We start from the raw sequence: 18,513 nt of genomic DNA, 5'->3' as shown, positions 1-18,513 counted from the left end.
CAAAAAAATGCCGGCACAAGGCCGGCATTCATTCACTGCGCGTTACGCCACCAATCACTCCCCCGTCGAGCGCATCGCCAGGTCGGTTGCCTTCAGCTTCTGCGACAGCGGCTTGCCCTTGCGCGCGCGCTTGCCGAAGTGCGGTTCCAGCCCGGATGCGTACAGCTCCACCGTGCGCGGCTTGGAGCCGGCCCAGGTGCCGATGACGTTCACGCCTTTCTGGCTGATCGGCTGGGCAGCAATCAGCTGCTCCTTCGGATCGAGTTCCATCAGCGTCACGCCGCGGCCGCCATTGGTCAGTACCTTCATCTCGTCGATGCCGAACACGAGCACGCGGCCATTGCCGGAGAGGCAGGCGATCGCGCCAGCACTGTCGAGCACCACGCGCGGCGGCAGCGGCAGGGCGCCGTCGTCGAGCGTGATGAAGGATTTACCGCCCTTCAGGCGGCTGGCCATGTCGCCCGCCTTCGAGATGAAACCGAAGCCATTGGACGTCGCCAGCAGCAGGCGCGTGTCGGCGGAACCGGCAAAATAATGCAGGATCCGGACGCCGCCCGACAAGTCGACCAGGGTCGTGATCGGCACGCCGTCGCCGCGCGCACCCGGCAGGGCGGCCACCGGCACCGAATAGGTCTTGCCGTTGTCGCCGATACCGACCAGCGAATCGACCGTGCGGCATTCGAAGGAAGAAAGCAGCGAGTCGCCGGCCTTGAAGGTGAACTGCGCCGGGTCGTGGCCAATGCCGGTACGGGCGCGTACCCAGCCTTTTTCCGACACGATGACCGTCACCGGTTCGTCGATGATCTTCTGCTCGGCCACGGCCTTTTGCGCTTCTTCGATCAGCGTGCGGCGGGCGTCGCCGAACTGTTTCGCGTCCGCCTCGATCTCGCGGATGATGGTGCGCTTCATGGTCGACGGATTGGCCAGGATGTCTTCCAGCTTTTCCTTCTCGCCGCGCAGCTGCGACAGCTCTTGCTCGATCTTGATCGCTTCCAGGCGTGCCAGCTGGCGCAGGCGGATTTCCAGGATGTCCTCGGCCTGGATCGCGGACAGGCGGAACTCCTCCATCAGCGCCGCCTTCGGCTCGTCCGCATTGCGGATGATGGCGATCACCTTGTCGATGTTCAGAAGGACGATCTCGCGGCCTTCCAGGATGTGGATGCGGTCGTTGACCTTGTCCAGCCTGAATTCGGTGCGGCGGCGGACGGTGGTGAAGCGGTAGTCGATCCATTCCTGGATGATCTCGGCCAGGCCCTTCTGGCGCGGACGACCGTCGCCGCCGATCATCACCAGGTTGATCGGCGTCGAGGTCTCGAGCGAGGTATGTGCCAATAGCAGCAGCATGAATTCGTTCTGGTCGAGGTTCTTCGACTTCGGCTCGAACACCAGGCGCACGGCGGCTTCGCGGCCGGACTCGTCGCGCATCGTGTCGAGCGCGTTCAGGATGGTCTGCTTGAGCGCGATCTGTTCCGGCGTGAGCGTCTTCTTGCCGAGCTTGACCTTCGGGTTCGTCAGCTCTTCGATTTCCTGCTGCACGCGCGCAGCCGAGGTGCCCGGCGGCAGTTCGGTGACGACCGCCTGCCATTGGCCACGTGCGAGCTCTTCGATCTTCCAGCGCGCGCGCACCTTCAGCGAACCGCGGCCGCTGGCGTACATGTCGGCGATCGTTGACGCCGGCGTGATGATCTGGCCGCCGCCGGGGAAGTCCGGGCCCGGCATCAGGGTGATCAGTTCGGCGTTCGCGATCTTCGGGTTGCGGATCATGGCGACGGCCGCCTCGGCCACTTCGCGCAGGTTGTGCGAAGGGATCTCGGTCGCCATGCCCACCGCGATACCGGAGGCGCCGTTGAGCAGCACCATCGGCAGGCGTGCCGGCAGCGTGCGCGGCTCGTTGGTGGAACCGTCGTAGTTGGGCTGGAAGTCGACCGTGCCCATGTCGATTTCATCGAGCAGCAGGCGCGAAATCGGCGTCAGGCGCGCTTCCGTGTAGCGCATTGCCGCAGCGCCGTCGCCGTCGCGCGAGCCGAAGTTGCCCTGGCCGTCGATCAGCGGGTAGCGCAGCGAAAAGTCTTGGGCCATGCGCACGAGGGCGTCATAGACCGACTGGTCGCCGTGCGGGTGCAGTTTGCCGAGCACATCGCCGACCACGGCCGCCGATTTGCGCGGTTTCGCAGTGGGCCCCAGGCCGAGTTCGTTCATCGCGTACAGGATGCGGCGCTGTACCGGCTTCTGGCCGTCGGCGACGTCCGGCAGGGCGCGTCCTTTCACCACCGAGACCGCGTAGTCGAGATAGGCGCGCTCGGCGAAGGTCGACAGGGTCAGCGTTTCGATGTCGTCGGCCGGCTCGGCGGCTTGTTCGAAGAGGTTTGCTTGGGTAGTCATAGTTCAGTTTGTTCGTTCGTTCGCGGCTCGCGGAGGCGTTTCGATTTTTTGATGTTGTACCGCGTGGGCATGAATGCCCACCCTACCAAACCGTAGGGTGGGCACCGTCATTGAAGCCCCCGGCTTCAATGACCCCACGCGGTTTTTTCGTACGGTGGAACCCGCACACCGCATCAAATATCCGCTTCCGTCTCGTTCCCGTGTTCCTCGATCCACGCGCGGCGGGCGGCGGCTTCGCCTTTGCCCATCAACATGTTGAAGCGCGCGCTCGATTCGCCGTGGTCGAAACCGTTCAGGGCCACCGGCAGCAGGCGGCGCGTGTCCGGGTTCATGGTCGTTTCCCAGAGCTGTTCGGCATTCATCTCGCCCAGGCCCTTGAAACGGGAAATGCTCCAGCTGCCTTCCTTCAGGCCATCCTTTTTGAGCTTGTCCTCGATCGCCAGCAATTCGCCGTCGTCCAGGGCATACAGCTTCTGCAGCGGCTTCTTGCCGCGTGCCGGCACGTCGACGCGGTACAGCGGCGGACGCGCCACGCAGATGTGGCCGTGGCGGAACAGGGCAGGGAAATGTTTAAAGAACAAAGTGAGCAGCAGCACCTGAATATGGGAGCCGTCGACGTCGGCGTCCGACAGGATGCAGATCTTGCCGTAGCGCAGACCGGACAAATCCGGCGAATCGCCGTGCGAGTGCGGGTCGACACCGATCGCCACCGAAATGTCGTGGATTTCGTTGTTGGCGAACAGGCGGTCGCGGTCGGTTTCCCAGGTGTTCAGGACCTTGCCGCGCAGCGGCAGGATCGCCTGGTATTCCTTGTCGCGGCCCATCTTTGCGGAACCGCCCGCCGAGTCGCCCTCGACCAGGAACAGTTCGTTGCGGGTGAGGTCGGTCGATTCGCAATCGGTGAGTTTACCCGGCAACACCGCCACGCCCGAGGACTTCTTCTTCTCGACCTTTTGCAGCGAACGCATGCGCGACTGCGCCTGCTTGATGACGAGGTCGGCCAGTTTCTTGCCGTATTCGACGTGCTGGTTCAGCCACAGTTCGAGCGGCGGTTTCGTGAACGTCGAGACCAGTTTCACGGCGTCGCGCGAATTCAGGCGTTCCTTGGTCTGGCCCTGGAACTGCGGATCCAGCACCTTCGCCGACAGCACGAAGGAGACGCGTGCGAACACGTCTTCCGGCAGCAGCTTGACGCCTTTCGGCAGCAGGCCATGCAGTTCGACAAAGCCCTTCACGGCGCCAAACAAGCCGTCGCGCAGGCCGGACTCGTGCGAGCCGCCGCTGGGCGTCGGGATCAGGTTGACGTAGGACTCGCGCACGACGCCGCCTTCCTCGTTCCAGGCCACGACCCAGGCCGCGCCTTCGCCTTCGGCAAAGCTTTCGTCGCCAGCCGCCGCATAACCTTCGCCCTCGAACAGCGGGATCACGGTCTGGCCGCTCGAGGATTGCGCCATCGCTTCGGTGAGGTAGCCGCGCAGGCCTTCGTCGTAGCGCCAGGTCTGGACGTCGCCGGTTTTCGCGTTCGTCAGCGTGACGGTGACGCCCGGCAGCAGCACGGCTTTCGAGCGCAGCAGGCGCTGCAGGTCGCCCATCGGGATGTTCGGCGAATCGAAATATTTGCCGTCGGGCCAGGCGGTGACGCGGGTGCCGTTCTTCTTGCCGCCGCGTTCGAACGGTGCGGAGGTCAATGGTTCGATCACGTCGCCATCGGCGAAGACCAGGCGGTGCACGCCGTTGTCTTCGTGCTTGCGCCAGACGGTGATTTCCAGGCGCTTCGACAGCGCATTGGTGACCGAGACGCCGACGCCGTGCAGGCCGCCCGAGAAGGCATAGGCGCCGCCCGAGCCCTTGTCGAACTTGCCGCCGGCGTGCAGGCGCGTGAAGACGATCTCGACCGTGGAGACGCCTTCTTCGGGGTGCAGGCCGACCGGAATGCCGCGGCCATCGTCCTCGACGGTGATGGAACCGTCGACATTGAGGGTCACGCCGATGTTCTTGCAGTAGCCGCCGAGCGCCTCGTCGGAGGCGTTGTCGATCACTTCCTGGATGATGTGCAGCGGGTTCTCGGTCCGGGTGTACATGCCCGGGCGCTGCTTCACGGGCTCGAGTCCCTTGAGGACGCGGATGGATGATTCGCTGTAGTCGGGTGCGGGTTTCTTGGTTGCCATGCTGGTCAGGTTTTGTTCGAAAGCCTGCGCATTCTATCTTGTCGGAAGGAAAAAGCAGGAGTGTTGCGGGCGATTGTCCTTGTCAGCGCATACAAACGTGCGTAGATTGATACGCAGCTTGCTAAGTCAAGGGACTCGGAAACCTTCGCGCGAGGGACCTTGGCCAAAACATATACTGTACATCCATACAGTAGATAAGGCAAGAATCGCCGGCCTTCGCAGACGGGAGTACAACAACTCCGGTCCTGGCTGCCGGCATTGGGTCGACATCATGCACGCACGGAAAATAGCGATCGCGATACGTCTGCTCGGACTTGGGGACTGCGACCGTGCGCGCATGCGCACGCTGCTGGCTGCGGCGCCCCACACCGGCCCCGTCTATTGTTGCCTGCATGAGGACAGCCTGCAAGAACCGGATCTCGTCATCGTCGACGGCGGCAACCCGGCTGCTCTCGCTTCCCTGGAAGCCATGCGTTGCGCGCCGACAGTGCTGGTGGTCGGCGGCAATCCCTGCCCCGGGTACGACCAGCTGGCGCTGCCGTGCGAACCGGCGGCCCTGTATGCTGTACTGGGCCGCCTGCAGGAAGAGCGGCGGCGCACACTGGCACTGCTGCGCGCGCGTGGCGAGCCCCTGCTGGCCGAACGCCGCCGCTGCCCGCGCATCGCCAGCAGCGGCCCCGACGCGGCCCGGCGCCAGCCGCCGCGTCCCGGCAAGCTGCTCGTCGTCGACAAGGGCGGCGCCTTCCGCGACCATCTTGCCCACCTGGTCGACCAGCGTGCGTTGCCGGTGGCCTGGACCGACAGTGCCGCCACCGCTGTGCGCCTGTGCGACGAAACGCCGGTGGTGCTGGCGCTGATCAATACCTCGGCCCGGGCATCGACCCCTATGCGCTGAGCCGTGCCATCAAGTCGCAGGCCGGGGCAGGGCGCACGGCCGTGGTGCTGCTGGTCGGCCATACCTTTTCCTACGACAGCGCGCTGGCCCGCGGCGCCGGGGTCCGCGGCCTGCTCGACAAGCCGGTGGCCGACCGCAACCTGGTGGCAGTGCTGCAGCGCCTGGCCGCCTTGCCGGCGCCCGGCGCCTGAAGCGTTTCAAGGCGGTCTTTCGCGGTGCCGCGGAGGGAGTGGCTACGCTCCAACCGATCAGTGTGATTTAGTTACAACTTCGAATCGTGCGCGACCGTGACGCCGCTATATTGAAGACATGGCAGACGATCACCAACAGCAACGTGGAGAATCCCCGGCCCGCCGCTGGAGACCCGTCCCGACGCACCGGAGCGGGTTCCCGACCGCCGCGGCCCGAACCGCATGCCGGACGGACCCTCCGGCTCGGCCGGCCACATCCTGTCTTCGCGCTGGCGCGCCCTGCGCGACCGCTTCAGCCGCGATTTCCTGCGCAGCACCTTGCGCATCGGCGTGTCGGCACGCATCTACCATCCCGAACCGGGCGCCACCGGGCTGCGCAGCAAGAACCTGCAGTATCTCGAAGAATCGATCGCCCAGTGGGTGATGTCGCGCGACGTGCTGGTGTTCATGATTCCGACGGTGAACGCCAATGGCCTGCTCCACCCCAGCAACATCACGCTGCGCCACTATGCGCGCCACCTGGACGGCCTGGTGCTGCAGGGCGGTGCCGACGTGTCGCCGCACACCTATTCCGAAACGCCCACGCGCCCCGAGTGGAATGGCGACCGCGCGCGCGACGTGTACGAACTCGAACTCCTGCACGAATTCGTCGAGGCCGGCAAACCCGTGCTGGGCGTCTGCCGCGGCTGCCAGCTGATCAATGTTGCCTTCGGCGGTTCGCTCTACCAGGATGTGGCGACCAATGTACCGGAAGCCATGGCCCACGTGCACACCGACTACGACGCCCACCGCCATGCCATCGAATTCCCGCCCGGCTCCTCGCTGGCGCGCATGTTCCCCCGCGCCGGGCGGCCGATCGTCAACTCGATCCACCACCAGGCCGTGAAAGAACTCGGGCGCGATATACGGGTCGAGGCGGTGTCGCATCCGGACGGCATCGTCGAGGCGATCCGCTACCAGCGGGCCAAGTTCGTGATGGGGCTGCAGTGGCACCCGGAATTCCACCGCGCCGGCGGCACCGACCTGCTCGACTGCACGCCCGTGCTCGACGAGTTCCTGCGCGCGGCGCGCGAGACGCGGCTCTAGAAAAGCCGCACGGGTGTAAAAGCGCTTGCATCCCATCCCTTCCTTCCTCATAATGAATGAGAATCATTCTCATTAACGAAATGAAGGGATCGCCATGAAGGAGCTGTTTGCAGACGCCCCCACGCCCGGAAAGGGCACGCGCCATCAGGACGCGGTCATGCTCGCTTCCGTGCTGCACCTGATGTCGCACTACACCGCGCGCGACGAGCGCGACCGTCCCTGCGTGCGGCTGGCATCGAGTATCGAACGTCACCTGTGCGCCCTGGCGCGCTTGCCCGAGCTCGACCCGGTGCTGCGTGCCACCTGCGAGCAGTTGTGCGAAAAGTGGGCAAGCCTGGTGGACGAAGGCATGCCGCGGCCGGCACCGAAGCGCAATTTTCTGGAACGGATCATGGGAAGCCGGGCCGGCACGGTGTGAACGAGGCGTTCAGGTGGCCCGGTTTCGTAGGGTGGACACTCGTGTCCACGCGGGAGCAATCGAAACAGAAGTCCTTATCCTCTACGTATCCGGTCTGTGAGAACGCCGCGAATGCGCATCGGTCCTATACCGCGTGGGGTCCTTGAGCCTGGTGGGCTCAAGGACGAGCCCACCCTACGCCCCTACGATTCCCTCGCGCAGCTGGCTACCGCCGCCTGAACCTCCGCTCCCCACGGAACCAGTTAATCGCCGCATGCACCATCCCCTCCACGCTCCCCTGCATTTTCGTAGGGTGGGCTCTTGAGCCCACGCGGTACAGCACGGATGAGCACTCGAAACAACCGCTCGTATACGCTAGGTATTTGGTCTGTAAAAACGCCGCGAATGCGCAACGGTCCTATACCGCGTGGGGTCCTGGAGCCTGGGGGGCTCAAGGACGAGCCCACCCTACGCCCCTACGATTCCCTCGCGCACGTGGCTACCGCCGCCTGAACCTCCGCTCCCCACGGAACCAGTTGATCGCCGCATGCACCATCCCCTCCACGCTCCCCTGCAGCTCGTACTGCCGGCGCAGCAGGGTGGCGTCGCTGCCGTCGCTCGCCGCCATGGCCAGGTGCCGCAGCGCGTCCAGGCTGCCGAGCGCTTCAGCGTGCGGCTCCATGCGCTCCAGCGTCGCCAGGATGTCTTCGCGGATCGAGACGTTCTCGTAGCTTTTCGGGTGCGTGATCAATCCGTCCAGCCCGAAACGGCAGGCCTGGAAGCGGTTGTAGTTGTAGACCAGGTAATCGTCTTCCACAGGCGCGTCCTCGCCGGGCGCTGCCTCGCGCCGCTCCAGCAAATCGCGGCACAGCGCCTGCAGGTAGGCCGCCAGCGCCGCGGCGCGCTCGACCGTCAGCGGCGTATCGCACACGCGCAGTTCGATCGTGCCGTATTCGGGCTTGGGCCGCAGATCCCAGTAAAAATCCTTCATGCTCTTGACGATGCCGGTGCGCTCCATCTTCGCGTAATACGCGCTCTCGAATTCGCTCCAGCTGAGCGTGAAGGGCGCGCGGCCGCTCATCGGGAAGGCGAACACGGAATTCAGGCGCGCCGAATCGAACAGGCTGTCGTGGCCCTGCACGAAGGGCGAGGAGCTCGACAGGGCGATGAAATGCGGAATGTAGCGGTTCAGCGCGTGCAGCAGGTACATGGCGTTGTCGCCATTGCCGCAGCCGATGTGTACGTGCTGGCCGAACACGGTGAACTGCTTGGCCAGGTAGCCGTAGAGCGAAGACAGGTGCTCGAAGCGCGGCTTGGCGAAGATCTTCTGTTCCGACCAGTGCTGGAAGGGGTGCGTCCCGCCGCCGGCGATGCCGATGTTCAGGGTGTCGCCCGCCGTCACCAGGGTGTCGCGGATCTGCTGCAGCTCGGCCAGGAGCGGCGCATAGCTTGAGTGCACGCTCGAATTAATCTCGATCATGCTCTCGGTGATCTCGGGCGTGACATTGCCAGGGAAGGGCTTGCGCGCCAGCAGGTGCAGCAGGTCCGGGCTGGCGGCCGTCAGGTTGAAGTCGGACAGGCTGACCAGCTGCAGCTCGAGCTCGACGCCGAAGGTCAGCGGGGTGGACGGGGCAAAGGCTTCAAGCGGCATGCTGGCCCTCCGGTGCTTCGTGCGCCCACACCAGGGCGCGCTGGATGATGATCGGACCGAACACCTCGAGCAGCATCGTCACCGCCGCGATCGAGCGCAATTCCTCGACCACGTGCACGCCGGCCTGGCGCGCGTGTTCCAGCAGCAGGATGACGAACACGGACAGGGGCGCCAGCGCGACCCCGGCCAGCGCTCCCTTGCGCCACGAGATACCTGACAGGTGGGCAAATGCGGTCACGCCCAGTGTCTTGGTGACCAGCCGCGCCAGCACCAGCACCAGCGCCAGCAGGCTGCCGGCCGCGACCTGGCGCCAGTCGAGGGTGGAGGCGGCAAACACGAACAGCAGCACCGTGAGCAGGTCGCCGAGTGCGCCGAAGCCCCGTTGGGCCTGGCTGAAGGCGACGCGCCGGTGCCGTGCCACCAGGCCGAAGGCAAGGGTGGCGACCACCGGCGACAGACCGGCCGCGTGGGTGATCGCCACCAGCAGGAACACGGCCAGGGCAAAGGCGACGGTGGCATCCTGGTTTGGATTCCTGAGCGCGCGCAGCAGCGCCGGTACGGTCAGGCCGAACACGGCGCCGGTCAGCAGCGACACCGCCAGCAGCACGAAGCTGTTCCAGATGGCGTCGCCCAGGTCTTCGTAGGTGCGGAAGATCCAGAAGGCGACCACGACGTTGAAGGCGAACACGGCCAGCACGCAGTTCTGCGCCGTCAGGTGCAGCACGCGCTCGGTCACCTGGCCCGAGCTGCGCCCCTCGTTGATCACGCGCACCACGGTGGCAGGCGAGGTGGCCATCGCCAGGGCCGCCAGCATCAGGCTGGTGAGCTGCGGCGTGCCGAAGGCAAGGGCCAGCAGGTAGACGACGATAAAGGTCAGCAGCGACTCGACCAGGCCGCTGATGCCGATCCAGGGATTGTTGCGCAGCCAGAGCAGGTTGATGCGGTAGCCGAGCTCGAACAGGATCAGGCCGAAGGCGACGTCGGCAAGGAAGGGCACGCTGCCGGCATCCGGTGGCGGCAGTATGCCCAGCTGGGGGCCGGCGAGCAGGAAGCCGACAAGGCCGTAGAAACTGATGCGCGGCAAGCCTGTGAAGCGCTGGCCGAATTCCCCGGCGATCCAGGCGATCGCAATGGCGAACGGCCATGCCAGGCTGGTCAGGATCGGCAGCAATTCAAGCATGGGTTCCTCGAAAAACAGTGGTCTGGTGCAGGCGGCGGCGGATGGAATGGCCCGGCCTGCGCTTGGCGCCAGTATCGCGCCGATCGGGGCGCGGGTCGGTGCCCGGCCTAACAGAGCCGACTGGCCTGGTGCGCGGCCATGGCGGTTGTCACCGCTGGCGCCGCTGGATAGAATGCGGGGCGCCGTTGCGAATCGACGGCACCTGCGGCCCGCCGCCCGATTTCCGTTTTGCCGGCGCACGCCCGGCCTTCTTCATGACCGAGCAATCCCCACTCCCAGTCCAGCCGCAAGCGCGCCCGCCGATCCGCTTGACCGCCCAGGTCCTGACCTGCGTCGCTTTTTCGCTGATCGCCCTCGCCATCATCTTCGTGGCCCAGGGACGATCGCGCGGCCGTGCTGCGCGGGCCGATGGCCTGGACCACGCAGCTGGTGTACGGCCTGGTCCTGTCGGCGCTGGCGGCGGCCGGGTCCTACATCAGCTTCCGCCTGACGACGCGTTCCGACGCCACGCAGGGCACGATCAATGCCTACAGCCGGCTCGACCTGTCGGGCCTGAATCCCTTGTGGATCAGCCTGGCGGCGGCGATCGGCGAAGAGCTGCTGTTCCGCGCGGCGCTGCAGCCGCTGCTGGGGGTATGGATCACCTCGATCGTTTTCCTGCTGACGCACACGCCGGTCTACCGGTTCCGCAAACTCAACCGGGCAACGCTGGTGCAGGCGCTGGGCGTGTTCGGCGCCAGCGTGGCCCTCGGCTTCCTCTACCAGTACGTCGGCCTGCTGGCGGCGATGATGGTGCACACGGCGCTCGACGTGGTCGGGCTGTACGTGGTGCGTACCGTCTTGTGGAGCAAGGCGGCCGCCCCGGCGGCGCAGCGCAAGTGATCCGGTGACGCGGTGGTGGCGGCGTTTCCGCTCCCTTGCCGATTGCCAGGCGCGCCACCTACGCTCGGCGCCTCGGCGATAGGATGCCCGCTATTCCGCTATGATGGGCCCGTCATTACGGACAACCAGGACCGCAGAACCCCTATGCCCCACCACCATCCTCATCCCGACGACAAGGGCAGGCCAGTCCTGCTGCAGCATCCCGATACCCCGACGCCGCTGGTCGCCTGGGCCGACCCCCGTCAGGCCGCGACCGTGATTCCCGGCGGCGCCATGCCGGACACGCTCAACGGCATTGCGTTCGCGCCGTGGCGCGACGTGCCCGCCAGCGAAGCGGGCTGGAACGAAGTTGCCGGCCAGTTCGCCCATGACGAGCCGCCGTTCCGGGTCCCGGAAGGCAAGCAGCCGGCGGCCGGCGTCGTCATCGAGGAGCCAGATGGCAGGATCTGGCTGGTGTCGCCTTCGAATGCCTTTGGCGGCTACCGGACGACCTTCCCGAAAGGGCGGATCGATGGCGGCGTCAACCTGCAGGCCTGCGCCATCCGCGAAGCCTTCGAGGAAGCGGGGCTGCAGGTGAGGATTACCGGCTGGCTGGCGGACTCGAACCGTTCACGCAGCTATACCCGCTACTACCGCGCCGAGCGGGTCGGCGGCAACCCGGCCGCCATGGGCTGGGAGTCGCAGGCAGTCCACCTGGTACCGCGCGCCGCCCTGGAGCGCTTCCTGACCCATCCCAATGACCTGCCACTGTTGCAGGCGATCCGCAGCTTGCCGTTAAGGTAGGCGCCGTTTGGGTGGCGGCTTGACCCATTTGGGGTTGCCTTCGCTCCAGACGCGCTTGCCTTCGCGGTCGACCATGAACCTGTCGAGTGGGTTCCATTCGCAATGCGGATCGTCCTCGCCGTCGGGCGGCAAGTTGCAATGTTGTGGGAACTGCGCAGAAAAATCCCTCACGAGCTCATTCATCCCCTCGATCTCGACGACGAGCTCGCCCCAGGCATGCGGCTCGACATGGTATTCCTGCATGTTTGCCATCGCAAACTCGATCAATTCGCGGGGATCGAGCCGATTGGCTTTGGCGACTTCATAGACAGAGAAGTACATGGCACGCTCCAGAGATGTGGCTGGGCATAAAGGTAGCAGGTCTGCCGCCGTGCGCCGCGCCCGGCAGGGAAATGGAACAGGTTCTGGTTGCGCTGATAGTGTACTTATGACAACATCAGTCGCCTGAATTTCCTTTCAACAATTCGTTTTGCTACTCGAGCACATCCATGATCACACGTCTTGCCGTCCTGTTGTTCCCGCTGCTGTTGCTGACCGGCTGCGTCAGCCTCACGCCCACGCTCGCGCCGACCGCCCAGCCAGAGGCGAATGCCGGTTATGTGGCTGGCCAGTTCAGCCGCAACAAGGGCATGAATTTCGCGCTGGTACTGCGCGCCGCAGATAGCCAGGAAGAATACGTGATGCCGATGGGCGCGGACAGCAGCCTGCCGACGGAAGTCGTCCGCAGCCCGATCGCGATCAAGGTCCGTCCCGGCACCTATACGATCACGCAATGGCTGACCTACGCCACCCTCACCAAGGAAGTGATATCGCGCCAGCCCATCCAGAGCTCGCCCCTGGCGAAACCGTTCACGGTGGCGGCCGGCGCGGTGACCCATCTCGGCAATTTCCGCGTCATCTCCAACAAGTCCGCGACGTTTGGGGGCGTGCAATTCGACATGCGCATCTTGCCAGACCTGCTGTCCGAGCCCGAGATGAAGGAAGACTTCGCCGCTGCCTACCCGAACCTGGCCTCGCAGCCGGTCAGGTGCGTGTATTGCACCGATACCTACCGCCCCTGAACCTTGCGCCGGCGGCGCTTGCTTGCTCGGCAGCCGCAGCGCCCGCTGCGTCCTGCATCGTCACCGCAAGCGTGCGCTGGCCTGGAGATGGCGGGGCAGCAGGCTGATGGCGGAGGCGCCATGGTGGAATTCCGAGAGATTTTCCAGTGGCAACATGTGTTAATGTGGTTCATTCGGCTACACCTTGTTGCCGCGCATGCCTTCCCGCAATCTCTTCCAAAGTTCAGCCATGTACAAGCGCTTCCATCGTTCTTCTTCGGCCTGTCTCGCCTGCGTTCTCGCCCTCGCCGTCCAGCTTACCGGATGCTCGGGAAGAGACGCGTCATCCAGTGCCGACAAGCAGCGTATTGCCGAGCTCGAGCTGGAACTGAGCCAGCTGAAGAAAGCCGCGGCCACTCCATCCACCGCGAACGCATCCGCGTCGCTGTCCAGCGCCAGCGCCAGCGCGGCGGCCGCCCCTGAACAGGAGGCGGTACCGGCCCCGGAGGTCGGCAAGCAATGGGATTACTCGGTGTCCGAAGACAAGATGACTGGCGGGATGACGAAGTTCGCATCGGTGAGCAGTTCGAATACCGTCAACTTCGGATTTCCCTATTCCGGCGCCCAGCACGGCAGCCTGACCCTGCGTACCGATCCGCGTCATGGCAAGGACGTCCTGTTCCAGATCAGCCGTGGCCAGATTCTCTGCCCTTCCTATGAGGGATGCTCGGTACAGGTTCGCTTCGATGACGAAAAACCGGTCACCTACCATGCCACGGGACCGGCGGATCATAGTTCGGAAACGGTATTCATCCAGAACTATGCGGGTTTCCTGAACAAGCTGAAGAAAGCGCAGCGCGTTCGCCTGTCGCTCAACATCTACCAGCAGGGCTCGCCTGTATTCGAGTTCGATGTCAGCGGTTTCAGCGTCGACCGCTACCAGAACAAATCTTGAGGGTAGGGGACACCGTCAGCGGCATGACGGCAGCCGATACTTGCTCAGCAGCAGCATCGCCCGCTGCAGCCCTCCATCGTCACCGGAAACAAAGTTGAGCGTTTCTAACTGGGAAGACCGTGATGCAGACAGAAAAAGAGCGTGTTGAAACCAGTGACGAACGATCGGCTAGAAAAGTCTAAGGGAAAGCGGTGACCAAAAATTCGAATCTTGCGGTTCTTATCGATGCAGACAACGCTCAAGCTTCTATTGTCAAAGAGCTGCTAGCAGAGGTTTCGACGTATGGGACAGCCACTGTCAAGCGCGCTTATGGCGACTGGACCACCACCAACCTAAAAGGCTGGAAAGAAACGCTACATATGATGGCCATTCAGCCTATCCAGCAGTTTGGATATACGGTTGGGAAAAATTCGACTGACTCGTCGCTCATCATTGATGCTATGGATCTGCTCCATGGCGGAAAACTGGATGGATTTTGCTTGGTCTCATCAGACAGTGACTTTACTCGCTTAGCGACGCGCATCAGGGAAAGTGGGCTGGCAGTCTATGGTTTTGGTGAGAGGAAGACGCCAGCAGCGTTCGTCGCGGCGTGCGACAAATTCATCTACACCGAAATCCTACGCCCCGCGACTGCCGAGCCGGGAGGCGCAGTAAGGCCACATGTGAATCAACAACGCCCGCCCATTTCAATGGGTGAAACTGAGGAAACGCTGCGTAAAGCCATTGTCGCGGCTACCCGTGATGACGGGTTTGCTCCGCTTGGCCAGGTAGGCAACCTTATTCTTAAGAACATGCCCGCGTTCGACTCTAGAAACTATGGATGCGACAAGCTCAGCGAACTGATCCGTCGGCTACCGTTCGTAGACGTCAAAGAGGTTTCAGCTGAGAACTCGCCCCACGTACACCTATACGTGCGCTTGAAATAGGCCGGAAAAGACAATGATCTGCTCGTGCGGCGGTGCAAATGCAAATTGTTTCAAATGCTCTGGCACTGGTAATGCGAAACGTAGAGGGTCGCCGGCTCTGATAGAGGTGCGATAAATGGTCCACCCGATATATGCAAAAGACAGGTTATGATGAGTGGTTTAAAGCTAGTTCAGAGACCAACTAACGACAGCCGGAAAACTACTAACAACGCGGCCCGAACGTTCGTCTCAAAAGACATGGTCATCAGCGAGCGACGCCTCGCGTAACAGGGGCTCCGAAAAGAAGATCTACGCGATGAAAAAATATGGCATTTCCATTTTGGCAGCCCTGGCTATTCTTTCCGGCTGCTCGACCATTGGCCCGACCGATTCTCCCGAGTTCGCGACGCTCGTCCAGGCCCCAGTTCCGAAGGGCGACGGAGCGGTCCGCTTCTTCGGCGCGGCCTTCTGGTATCCGAACCAGCGCGGCTTCACCGATGTGCGCAATGGAATGCTCAGCGGCACTCCCACGCAAATCGCAGGTGCGCTGGTGGTCGCGGACAAAGCGATATTGTTCGAACAGTGGGATGACAAGGCGAAGAGCTACGATATCGTCAAGCGTATTCCCGTGGACGATATCATGAGCGTAAACGTGGATTCCATGGGTTTAGGGCGGCGCGTTGTTGTTCGGCACAAGGATTTCTCGTTCGATTCGTTTGCATTTACACGTCCATCGGGACATTTCCAGGACGCGGATCAAACTGTGGCTGCGGCCGGCTACCTGCAGAAGTTCCTTAAGGAGCGTAATGGCTCTGACGCATCTAGTTCCGCTTTAGACTGAGCGCACCGCGGTCTGGAAAGCCCGGCAGTACCCCAAGCCCGCCTTGAGCCGGCAACGGCATTAAGAAGGTCGGCGCGGTTTCGGTCTAGCGAACGAAAGCGGATCGGGAAGGCGAGCGAGCTGCGCAAGCTGCTGAAAAGCATTCCGCCCGACATGCCGGTCGGCGTTGAATTCCCTGACGCTACACATCCCGACCAGTGCCACGGAACGGTCGACGTACGCGCCACCCGCGTTACCGATCCATTTCACAAGTTTGCCGGTGTGACGGAGGAAATCTTCGTCTTTCAAGTGTTCTAACCGGACCCATGCAAAATACACGCCGCGCTTCCTACTTGCTCAACAGCCGCATCGCCCGCTCCAGCCCTTCCATCGTCACCGGGAACATCCTGTTGTTCATGATCTGGCGGATGAGGGCGATCGACTGGCGGTATTGCCACAGGTGTTCCGGCTCCGGATTGAGCCAGGCGAATTTCGGGAAGGCGTTGCAGAAGCGTGCCAGCCATTCGGCGCCGGCTTCCTCGTTGTTGTATTCGACCGAGCCGCCGGGCGCGACGACCTCGTAGGGACTCATGGTGGCGTCGCCCACGAAAATGATGCGGGTGTCCGCCGGGTAGGTGCGCAGCACGTCCCAGGTCGGGAAGCGCTCCGCGTGGCGGCGCCGGTTGTTCTTCCACAGGTAGTCATAGACGCAGTTGTGGAAGTAGTAGAACTCCATGTTCTTGAATTCGCTCTTCGCGGCCGAGAACAGTTCCTCGACGCGCTCGATGTGGTCGTCCATGCTGCCGCCCACGTCGAGCAGCATCACCACCTTGATGCGGTTGCGGCGCTCGGGCTGCATGCGGATGTCGAGGTAGCCGGCATTGTTGGCCGTGGCGCGGATGGTGTCGTCCAGCGCCAGCTCGTCGGCCGCGCCGGTACGGGCAAAGCGGCGCAGGCGGCGCAGCGCCACCTTGATGTTGCGCGTGCCCAGTTCGCGCTCGTCGTCATAGTCCTTGTACGAGCGCTGGTCCCACACCTTCACCGCCGTGCGGTTGCGGCCCTGGCCGCCGATGCGGATGCCTTCCGGATTGGTGCCGCCGTGGCCGAAGGGCGAGGTACCGCCGGTGCCGATCCACTTGCTGCCGCCTTCGTGGCGTTCTTTCTGTTCCTTCAGCAGCTCGTTCAGGCGGTCCATCAGCTTGTCGTAGCCGAATTTTTCCAGTGCCGCCTTCTGTTCGGGCGTCAGTTCGCGCTCCATGCGCTTGATCAGCCAGTCGAGCGGGATCTCGCCCTTGGTCGTGTCGAACACGGCGTCGATGCCCTTGAAGTAGGCACCGAAAGCGCGGTCGAACTTGTCGAAGTGGGCCTCGTCCTTCACCATGGTCAGGCGCGCCAGGTAATAGAACTCGTCGAGCGAGGGGGCGATGACGCTCTTTTCCAGCGCTTCGAGCAGGGTCAACAGTTCCTTGATCGAGACCGGCACCTTGGCGGCCCGCAGGGCGAAGAAGAAATCGATCAGCATCTCAAACGGTTCCGGCGTGGCGGCCCAGCAGGTAGTGCAGGTGGCTCTTGATCTCATGCCACTCGCCACGGACGATGCTGTACATGACGGTATCGCGCACGGTGCCGTCGCGGCGCAGGCCGTGGTGGCGGATGACGCCGTCTTTTTTCGCGCCCAGCCGTTCGATGGCCTTTTGCGAGGCATGGTTGAAATTGTCGGTCCGAAAAGCCACCACGGCGCAGCCGAGCGTGTCGAAGGCATGCGACAGCAGCAGCAACTTGCAGCTGGTGTTCACAAGCGTCCGCTGCACGCTTTTCGCGTACCAGGTGTAGCCGATTTCGACGCGGCCGATCTCGGGGAGGATGTCGTGGTAGCTGGTGGTGCCGAGCACGGCGTTGGTGGAGGCGTCGACCACGGCGAAGGCGACGCGGTTCGGCGTTTCCAGGGCGGTGTGCACGTAGGCCTGGGTGCGGTGCGGTTCCGGCACCGAGGTCACGCGGATATTCCACAGCTCACCGTCGGCGGCGGCTTCGCGCAGGCCTTCGACGTGTTCCAGCGACAGCGGCTCCAGGCGCACGCCGTTGAATTCGAGCGTAACGGGCTCGACCCTGAGCGGCACCGCCTGGATCATCGGTTCGTCCTCGACATATAGACCAGGCGTTCGAACAGGTGCACGTCCTGCTCGTTTTTCAGCAGCGCGCCATGCAGCGGCGGCACCACGGCTTTCGTATCCTGGCTTTGCAGGGCTTCGAGCGGAATGTCCTCGGCCAGCAGGAGTTTGAGCCAGTCGATCAGTTCCGAGGTGGAGGGCTTCTTCTTGATGCCGGGGACGTCGCGCACCTGGTAGAAACTCTGCAGCGCGGCGGCCAGCAGGTCCTGCTTCAGGCGCGGGAAGTGGACCTTGACGATGTCGGCCATCGTCTCGCGGTCGGGGAATTTAATGTAGTGGAAGAAGCAGCGGCGCAGGAAAGCGTCCGGCAATTCCTTTTCGTTGTTGGAGGTGATGATCACCAGCGGGCGGTGCTTGGCCACCACCATCTCGCGCGTCTCGTAGACATAGAACTCCATGCGGTCGATTTCGCGCAGCAGGTCGTTCGGAAATTCGATATCGGCCTTGTCGATCTCGTCGATCAGCAGCACGACCGGTTCCGGCGCCGTGAAGGCTTGCCACAGCACGCCCTTGACGATGTAGTTGTGGATGTCGCGCACGCGCTCGTCGCCCAATTGAGAATCGCGCAGGCGCGAGACGGCGTCGTATTCGTACAGGCCCTGCTGGGCCTTGGTGGTCGACTTCACGTGCCACTGCAACAGCGGCATGCCCAGTGCGGCGGCCACTTCCTCGGCCAGCATGGTCTTGCCGGTACCGGGCTCGCCCTTGATCAGGAGCGGGCGTCCCAGGGTGAGGGCGGCGTTCACCGCCAGTTTCAGGTCGCTAGTGGCGACATAGCTCTCGGTGCCTTCGAAGCGGGGAGTGGCTTGCATACGAATAGGGTGTGTGTGAAAGAAATCCCGAGTATATGCCATAACACGGAGGTGCTTCGGTTGCGGGGATGGCGCCCGCACGACCTTGGTAGACTGCAATCTTTTGTTGGGCTAGAATCGGACGGTTAATAGATTGGCAGTATTTGGCTAAGTTTTTGTGCGGTAGCGGTATTCGATTAAAAATCTTGCGATTCC

Annotated in this window: 18 protein-coding genes; 10 read left to right on the top strand and 8 right to left on the bottom strand. The window is 63.4% G+C overall.

Translation table 11 applies throughout. From position 1 onward, the window contains the following. Nucleotides 1-54: 54 nt before the first annotated feature. Together parC and G4G31_RS00765 are read right to left on the bottom strand one after the other, a co-directional pair. Nucleotides 55-2,382, bottom strand: a complete 2,328-nt coding sequence (gene parC, locus G4G31_RS00770; protein WP_182989888.1) for a DNA topoisomerase IV subunit A — start codon at nucleotides 2,380-2,382, stop codon at nucleotides 55-57. Nucleotides 2,383-2,555: 173 nt separating this feature from the next. Next, entirely contained in the window at nucleotides 2,556-4,550 is a 1,995-nt protein-coding gene (locus G4G31_RS00765; protein ID WP_182989887.1) for a DNA topoisomerase IV subunit B, read from the bottom strand. A 337-nt stretch (nucleotides 4,551-4,887) separates the two neighbouring features. Here G4G31_RS00765 and G4G31_RS00760 point away from each other — a divergent pair, with 337 nt between their 5' ends. The 4 genes from G4G31_RS00760 (at nucleotide 4,888) to G4G31_RS00745 (ending at nucleotide 7,140) form a co-directional block, all read left to right on the top strand. After that, the gene (locus G4G31_RS00760) at nucleotides 4,888-5,445 is read left to right on the top strand and encodes a hypothetical protein (RefSeq protein WP_182989886.1); all 558 of its coding nucleotides are present in this window, start codon (nucleotides 4,888-4,890) and stop codon (nucleotides 5,443-5,445) included. Then, nucleotides 5,376-5,636 (top strand): hypothetical protein, encoded by a 261-nt coding sequence (locus G4G31_RS00755; RefSeq protein WP_182989885.1) that lies wholly within the window; start codon nucleotides 5,376-5,378, stop codon nucleotides 5,634-5,636. Before G4G31_RS00760 ends, G4G31_RS00755 begins: the two co-directional genes overlap by 70 nt. A 150-nt stretch (nucleotides 5,637-5,786) precedes the next feature. Then, nucleotides 5,787-6,722, top strand: a complete 936-nt coding sequence (locus G4G31_RS00750; protein ID WP_374011336.1) for a gamma-glutamyl-gamma-aminobutyrate hydrolase family protein — start codon at nucleotides 5,787-5,789, stop codon at nucleotides 6,720-6,722. A 94-nt stretch (nucleotides 6,723-6,816) separates the two neighbouring features. Then, nucleotides 6,817-7,140 (top strand): hypothetical protein, encoded by a 324-nt coding sequence (locus tag G4G31_RS00745; protein WP_182989883.1) that lies wholly within the window; start codon nucleotides 6,817-6,819, stop codon nucleotides 7,138-7,140. 478 nt (nucleotides 7,141-7,618) lie between these two features. Here the strand turns inward: G4G31_RS00745 and G4G31_RS00740 are convergent, their stop codons facing one another. After that, nucleotides 7,619-8,770, bottom strand: coding sequence for a YbdK family carboxylate-amine ligase (locus G4G31_RS00740; RefSeq protein ID WP_182989882.1), 1,152 nt, complete (start codon nucleotides 8,768-8,770; stop codon nucleotides 7,619-7,621). Beyond that, nucleotides 8,760-9,950: a cation:proton antiporter gene (locus G4G31_RS00735; protein ID WP_182989881.1), complete on the bottom strand. Its 1,191-nt coding sequence runs from the start codon at nucleotides 9,948-9,950 to the stop codon at nucleotides 8,760-8,762. Before G4G31_RS00735 ends, G4G31_RS00740 begins: the two co-directional genes overlap by 11 nt. Nucleotides 9,951-10,343: 393 nt before the next feature. Here G4G31_RS00735 and G4G31_RS00730 point away from each other — a divergent pair, with 393 nt between their 5' ends. Next, complete coding sequence (locus tag G4G31_RS00730; protein ID WP_182989880.1) at nucleotides 10,344-10,832, top strand: CPBP family intramembrane glutamic endopeptidase; 489 nt, start codon at nucleotides 10,344-10,346, stop codon at nucleotides 10,830-10,832. A 144-nt stretch (nucleotides 10,833-10,976) separates the two neighbouring features. Continuing rightward, nucleotides 10,977-11,615: an NUDIX hydrolase gene (locus G4G31_RS00725; RefSeq protein WP_182989879.1), complete on the top strand. Its 639-nt coding sequence runs from the start codon at nucleotides 10,977-10,979 to the stop codon at nucleotides 11,613-11,615. Here the strand turns inward: G4G31_RS00725 and G4G31_RS00720 are convergent. Then, on the bottom strand, nucleotides 11,607-11,936 hold the full coding sequence (locus G4G31_RS00720) for a hypothetical protein (RefSeq protein WP_182989878.1): 330 nt from the start codon (nucleotides 11,934-11,936) through the stop codon (nucleotides 11,607-11,609). The two genes, G4G31_RS00725 and G4G31_RS00720, sit on opposite strands and share 9 nt — an antisense overlap. A 167-nt stretch (nucleotides 11,937-12,103) precedes the next feature. Between G4G31_RS00720 and G4G31_RS00715 the strand changes: the two genes are divergently transcribed. The 4 genes from G4G31_RS00715 to G4G31_RS00700 all read left to right on the top strand — a co-directional run bounded on the left by G4G31_RS00715 (nucleotide 12,104) and on the right by G4G31_RS00700 (nucleotide 15,356). Continuing rightward, nucleotides 12,104-12,676 (top strand): hypothetical protein, encoded by a 573-nt coding sequence (locus tag G4G31_RS00715; protein WP_182989877.1) that lies wholly within the window; start codon nucleotides 12,104-12,106, stop codon nucleotides 12,674-12,676. Between the two features lie 229 nt (nucleotides 12,677-12,905). Then, nucleotides 12,906-13,610, top strand: coding sequence for a hypothetical protein (locus G4G31_RS00710; RefSeq protein WP_182989876.1), 705 nt, complete (start codon nucleotides 12,906-12,908; stop codon nucleotides 13,608-13,610). A 191-nt stretch (nucleotides 13,611-13,801) separates the two neighbouring features. Further along, nucleotides 13,802-14,536: an NYN domain-containing protein gene (locus G4G31_RS00705; protein ID WP_182989875.1), complete on the top strand. Its 735-nt coding sequence runs from the start codon at nucleotides 13,802-13,804 to the stop codon at nucleotides 14,534-14,536. 295 nt (nucleotides 14,537-14,831) lie between these two features. Beyond that, nucleotides 14,832-15,356, top strand: coding sequence for a hypothetical protein (locus G4G31_RS00700; protein ID WP_182989874.1), 525 nt, complete (start codon nucleotides 14,832-14,834; stop codon nucleotides 15,354-15,356). A gap of 328 nt (nucleotides 15,357-15,684) precedes the next feature. Here G4G31_RS00700 and G4G31_RS00695 read toward each other — a convergent pair whose 3' ends face one another. Genes G4G31_RS00695 through G4G31_RS00685 form a run of 3 tightly spaced genes read right to left on the bottom strand, consistent with a single transcriptional unit; the run spans nucleotide 15,685 to nucleotide 18,318 of the window. Continuing rightward, nucleotides 15,685-16,857: a VWA domain-containing protein gene (locus tag G4G31_RS00695; RefSeq protein WP_182989873.1), complete on the bottom strand. Its 1,173-nt coding sequence runs from the start codon at nucleotides 16,855-16,857 to the stop codon at nucleotides 15,685-15,687. Nucleotide 16,858: 1 nt separating this feature from the next. Next, the gene (locus G4G31_RS00690) at nucleotides 16,859-17,467 is read right to left on the bottom strand and encodes a GNAT family N-acetyltransferase (RefSeq protein ID WP_182989872.1); all 609 of its coding nucleotides are present in this window, start codon (nucleotides 17,465-17,467) and stop codon (nucleotides 16,859-16,861) included. Continuing rightward, nucleotides 17,464-18,318 carry a MoxR family ATPase gene (locus G4G31_RS00685; RefSeq protein ID WP_182989871.1) on the bottom strand — a complete coding sequence of 285 codons (855 nt, stop codon included), beginning with the start codon at nucleotides 18,316-18,318 and terminating at the stop codon, nucleotides 17,464-17,466. Before G4G31_RS00685 ends, G4G31_RS00690 begins: the two co-directional genes overlap by 4 nt. Between the last annotated feature and the right edge of the window lie 195 nt (nucleotides 18,319-18,513).

The sequence above is a fragment of the Massilia sp. Se16.2.3 genome, from assembly GCF_014171595.1.
GTDB lineage: Bacteria > Pseudomonadota > Gammaproteobacteria > Burkholderiales > Burkholderiaceae_D > Telluria.
Note: the sequence above shows the minus strand (reverse complement) of the source record. Positions and strands in the feature narration are given on the sequence as shown.

What these genes read in the sequence shown, in the direction of transcription:
- G4G31_RS00690 (WP_182989872.1), bottom strand. Translation starts at nt 17,467, where the DNA reads ATGATCCAGGCGGTGCCGCTCAGGGTCGAGCCCGTTACGCTCGAATTC.
- G4G31_RS00740 (WP_182989882.1), bottom strand. Translation starts at nt 8,770, where the DNA reads ATGCCGCTTGAAGCCTTTGCCCCGTCCACCCCGCTGACCTTCGGCGTC.
- G4G31_RS00695 (WP_182989873.1), bottom strand. Translation starts at nt 16,857, where the DNA reads ATGCTGATCGATTTCTTCTTCGCCCTGCGGGCCGCCAAGGTGCCGGTC.
- G4G31_RS00715 (WP_182989877.1), top strand. Translation starts at nt 12,104, where the DNA reads ATGATCACACGTCTTGCCGTCCTGTTGTTCCCGCTGCTGTTGCTGACC.
- G4G31_RS00760 (WP_182989886.1), top strand. Translation starts at nt 4,888, where the DNA reads ATGCGCACGCTGCTGGCTGCGGCGCCCCACACCGGCCCCGTCTATTGT.
- parC (WP_182989888.1), bottom strand. Translation starts at nt 2,382, where the DNA reads ATGACTACCCAAGCAAACCTCTTCGAACAAGCCGCCGAGCCGGCCGAC.
- G4G31_RS00720 (WP_182989878.1), bottom strand. Translation starts at nt 11,936, where the DNA reads ATGTACTTCTCTGTCTATGAAGTCGCCAAAGCCAATCGGCTCGATCCC.
- G4G31_RS00735 (WP_182989881.1), bottom strand. Translation starts at nt 9,950, where the DNA reads ATGCTTGAATTGCTGCCGATCCTGACCAGCCTGGCATGGCCGTTCGCC.
- G4G31_RS00725 (WP_182989879.1), top strand. Translation starts at nt 10,977, where the DNA reads ATGCCCCACCACCATCCTCATCCCGACGACAAGGGCAGGCCAGTCCTG.
- G4G31_RS00745 (WP_182989883.1), top strand. Translation starts at nt 6,817, where the DNA reads ATGAAGGAGCTGTTTGCAGACGCCCCCACGCCCGGAAAGGGCACGCGC.
- G4G31_RS00685 (WP_182989871.1), bottom strand. Translation starts at nt 18,318, where the DNA reads ATGCAAGCCACTCCCCGCTTCGAAGGCACCGAGAGCTATGTCGCCACT.
- G4G31_RS00710 (WP_182989876.1), top strand. Translation starts at nt 12,906, where the DNA reads ATGTACAAGCGCTTCCATCGTTCTTCTTCGGCCTGTCTCGCCTGCGTT.
- G4G31_RS00765 (WP_182989887.1), bottom strand. Translation starts at nt 4,550, where the DNA reads ATGGCAACCAAGAAACCCGCACCCGACTACAGCGAATCATCCATCCGC.
- G4G31_RS00700 (WP_182989874.1), top strand. Translation starts at nt 14,832, where the DNA reads ATGAAAAAATATGGCATTTCCATTTTGGCAGCCCTGGCTATTCTTTCC.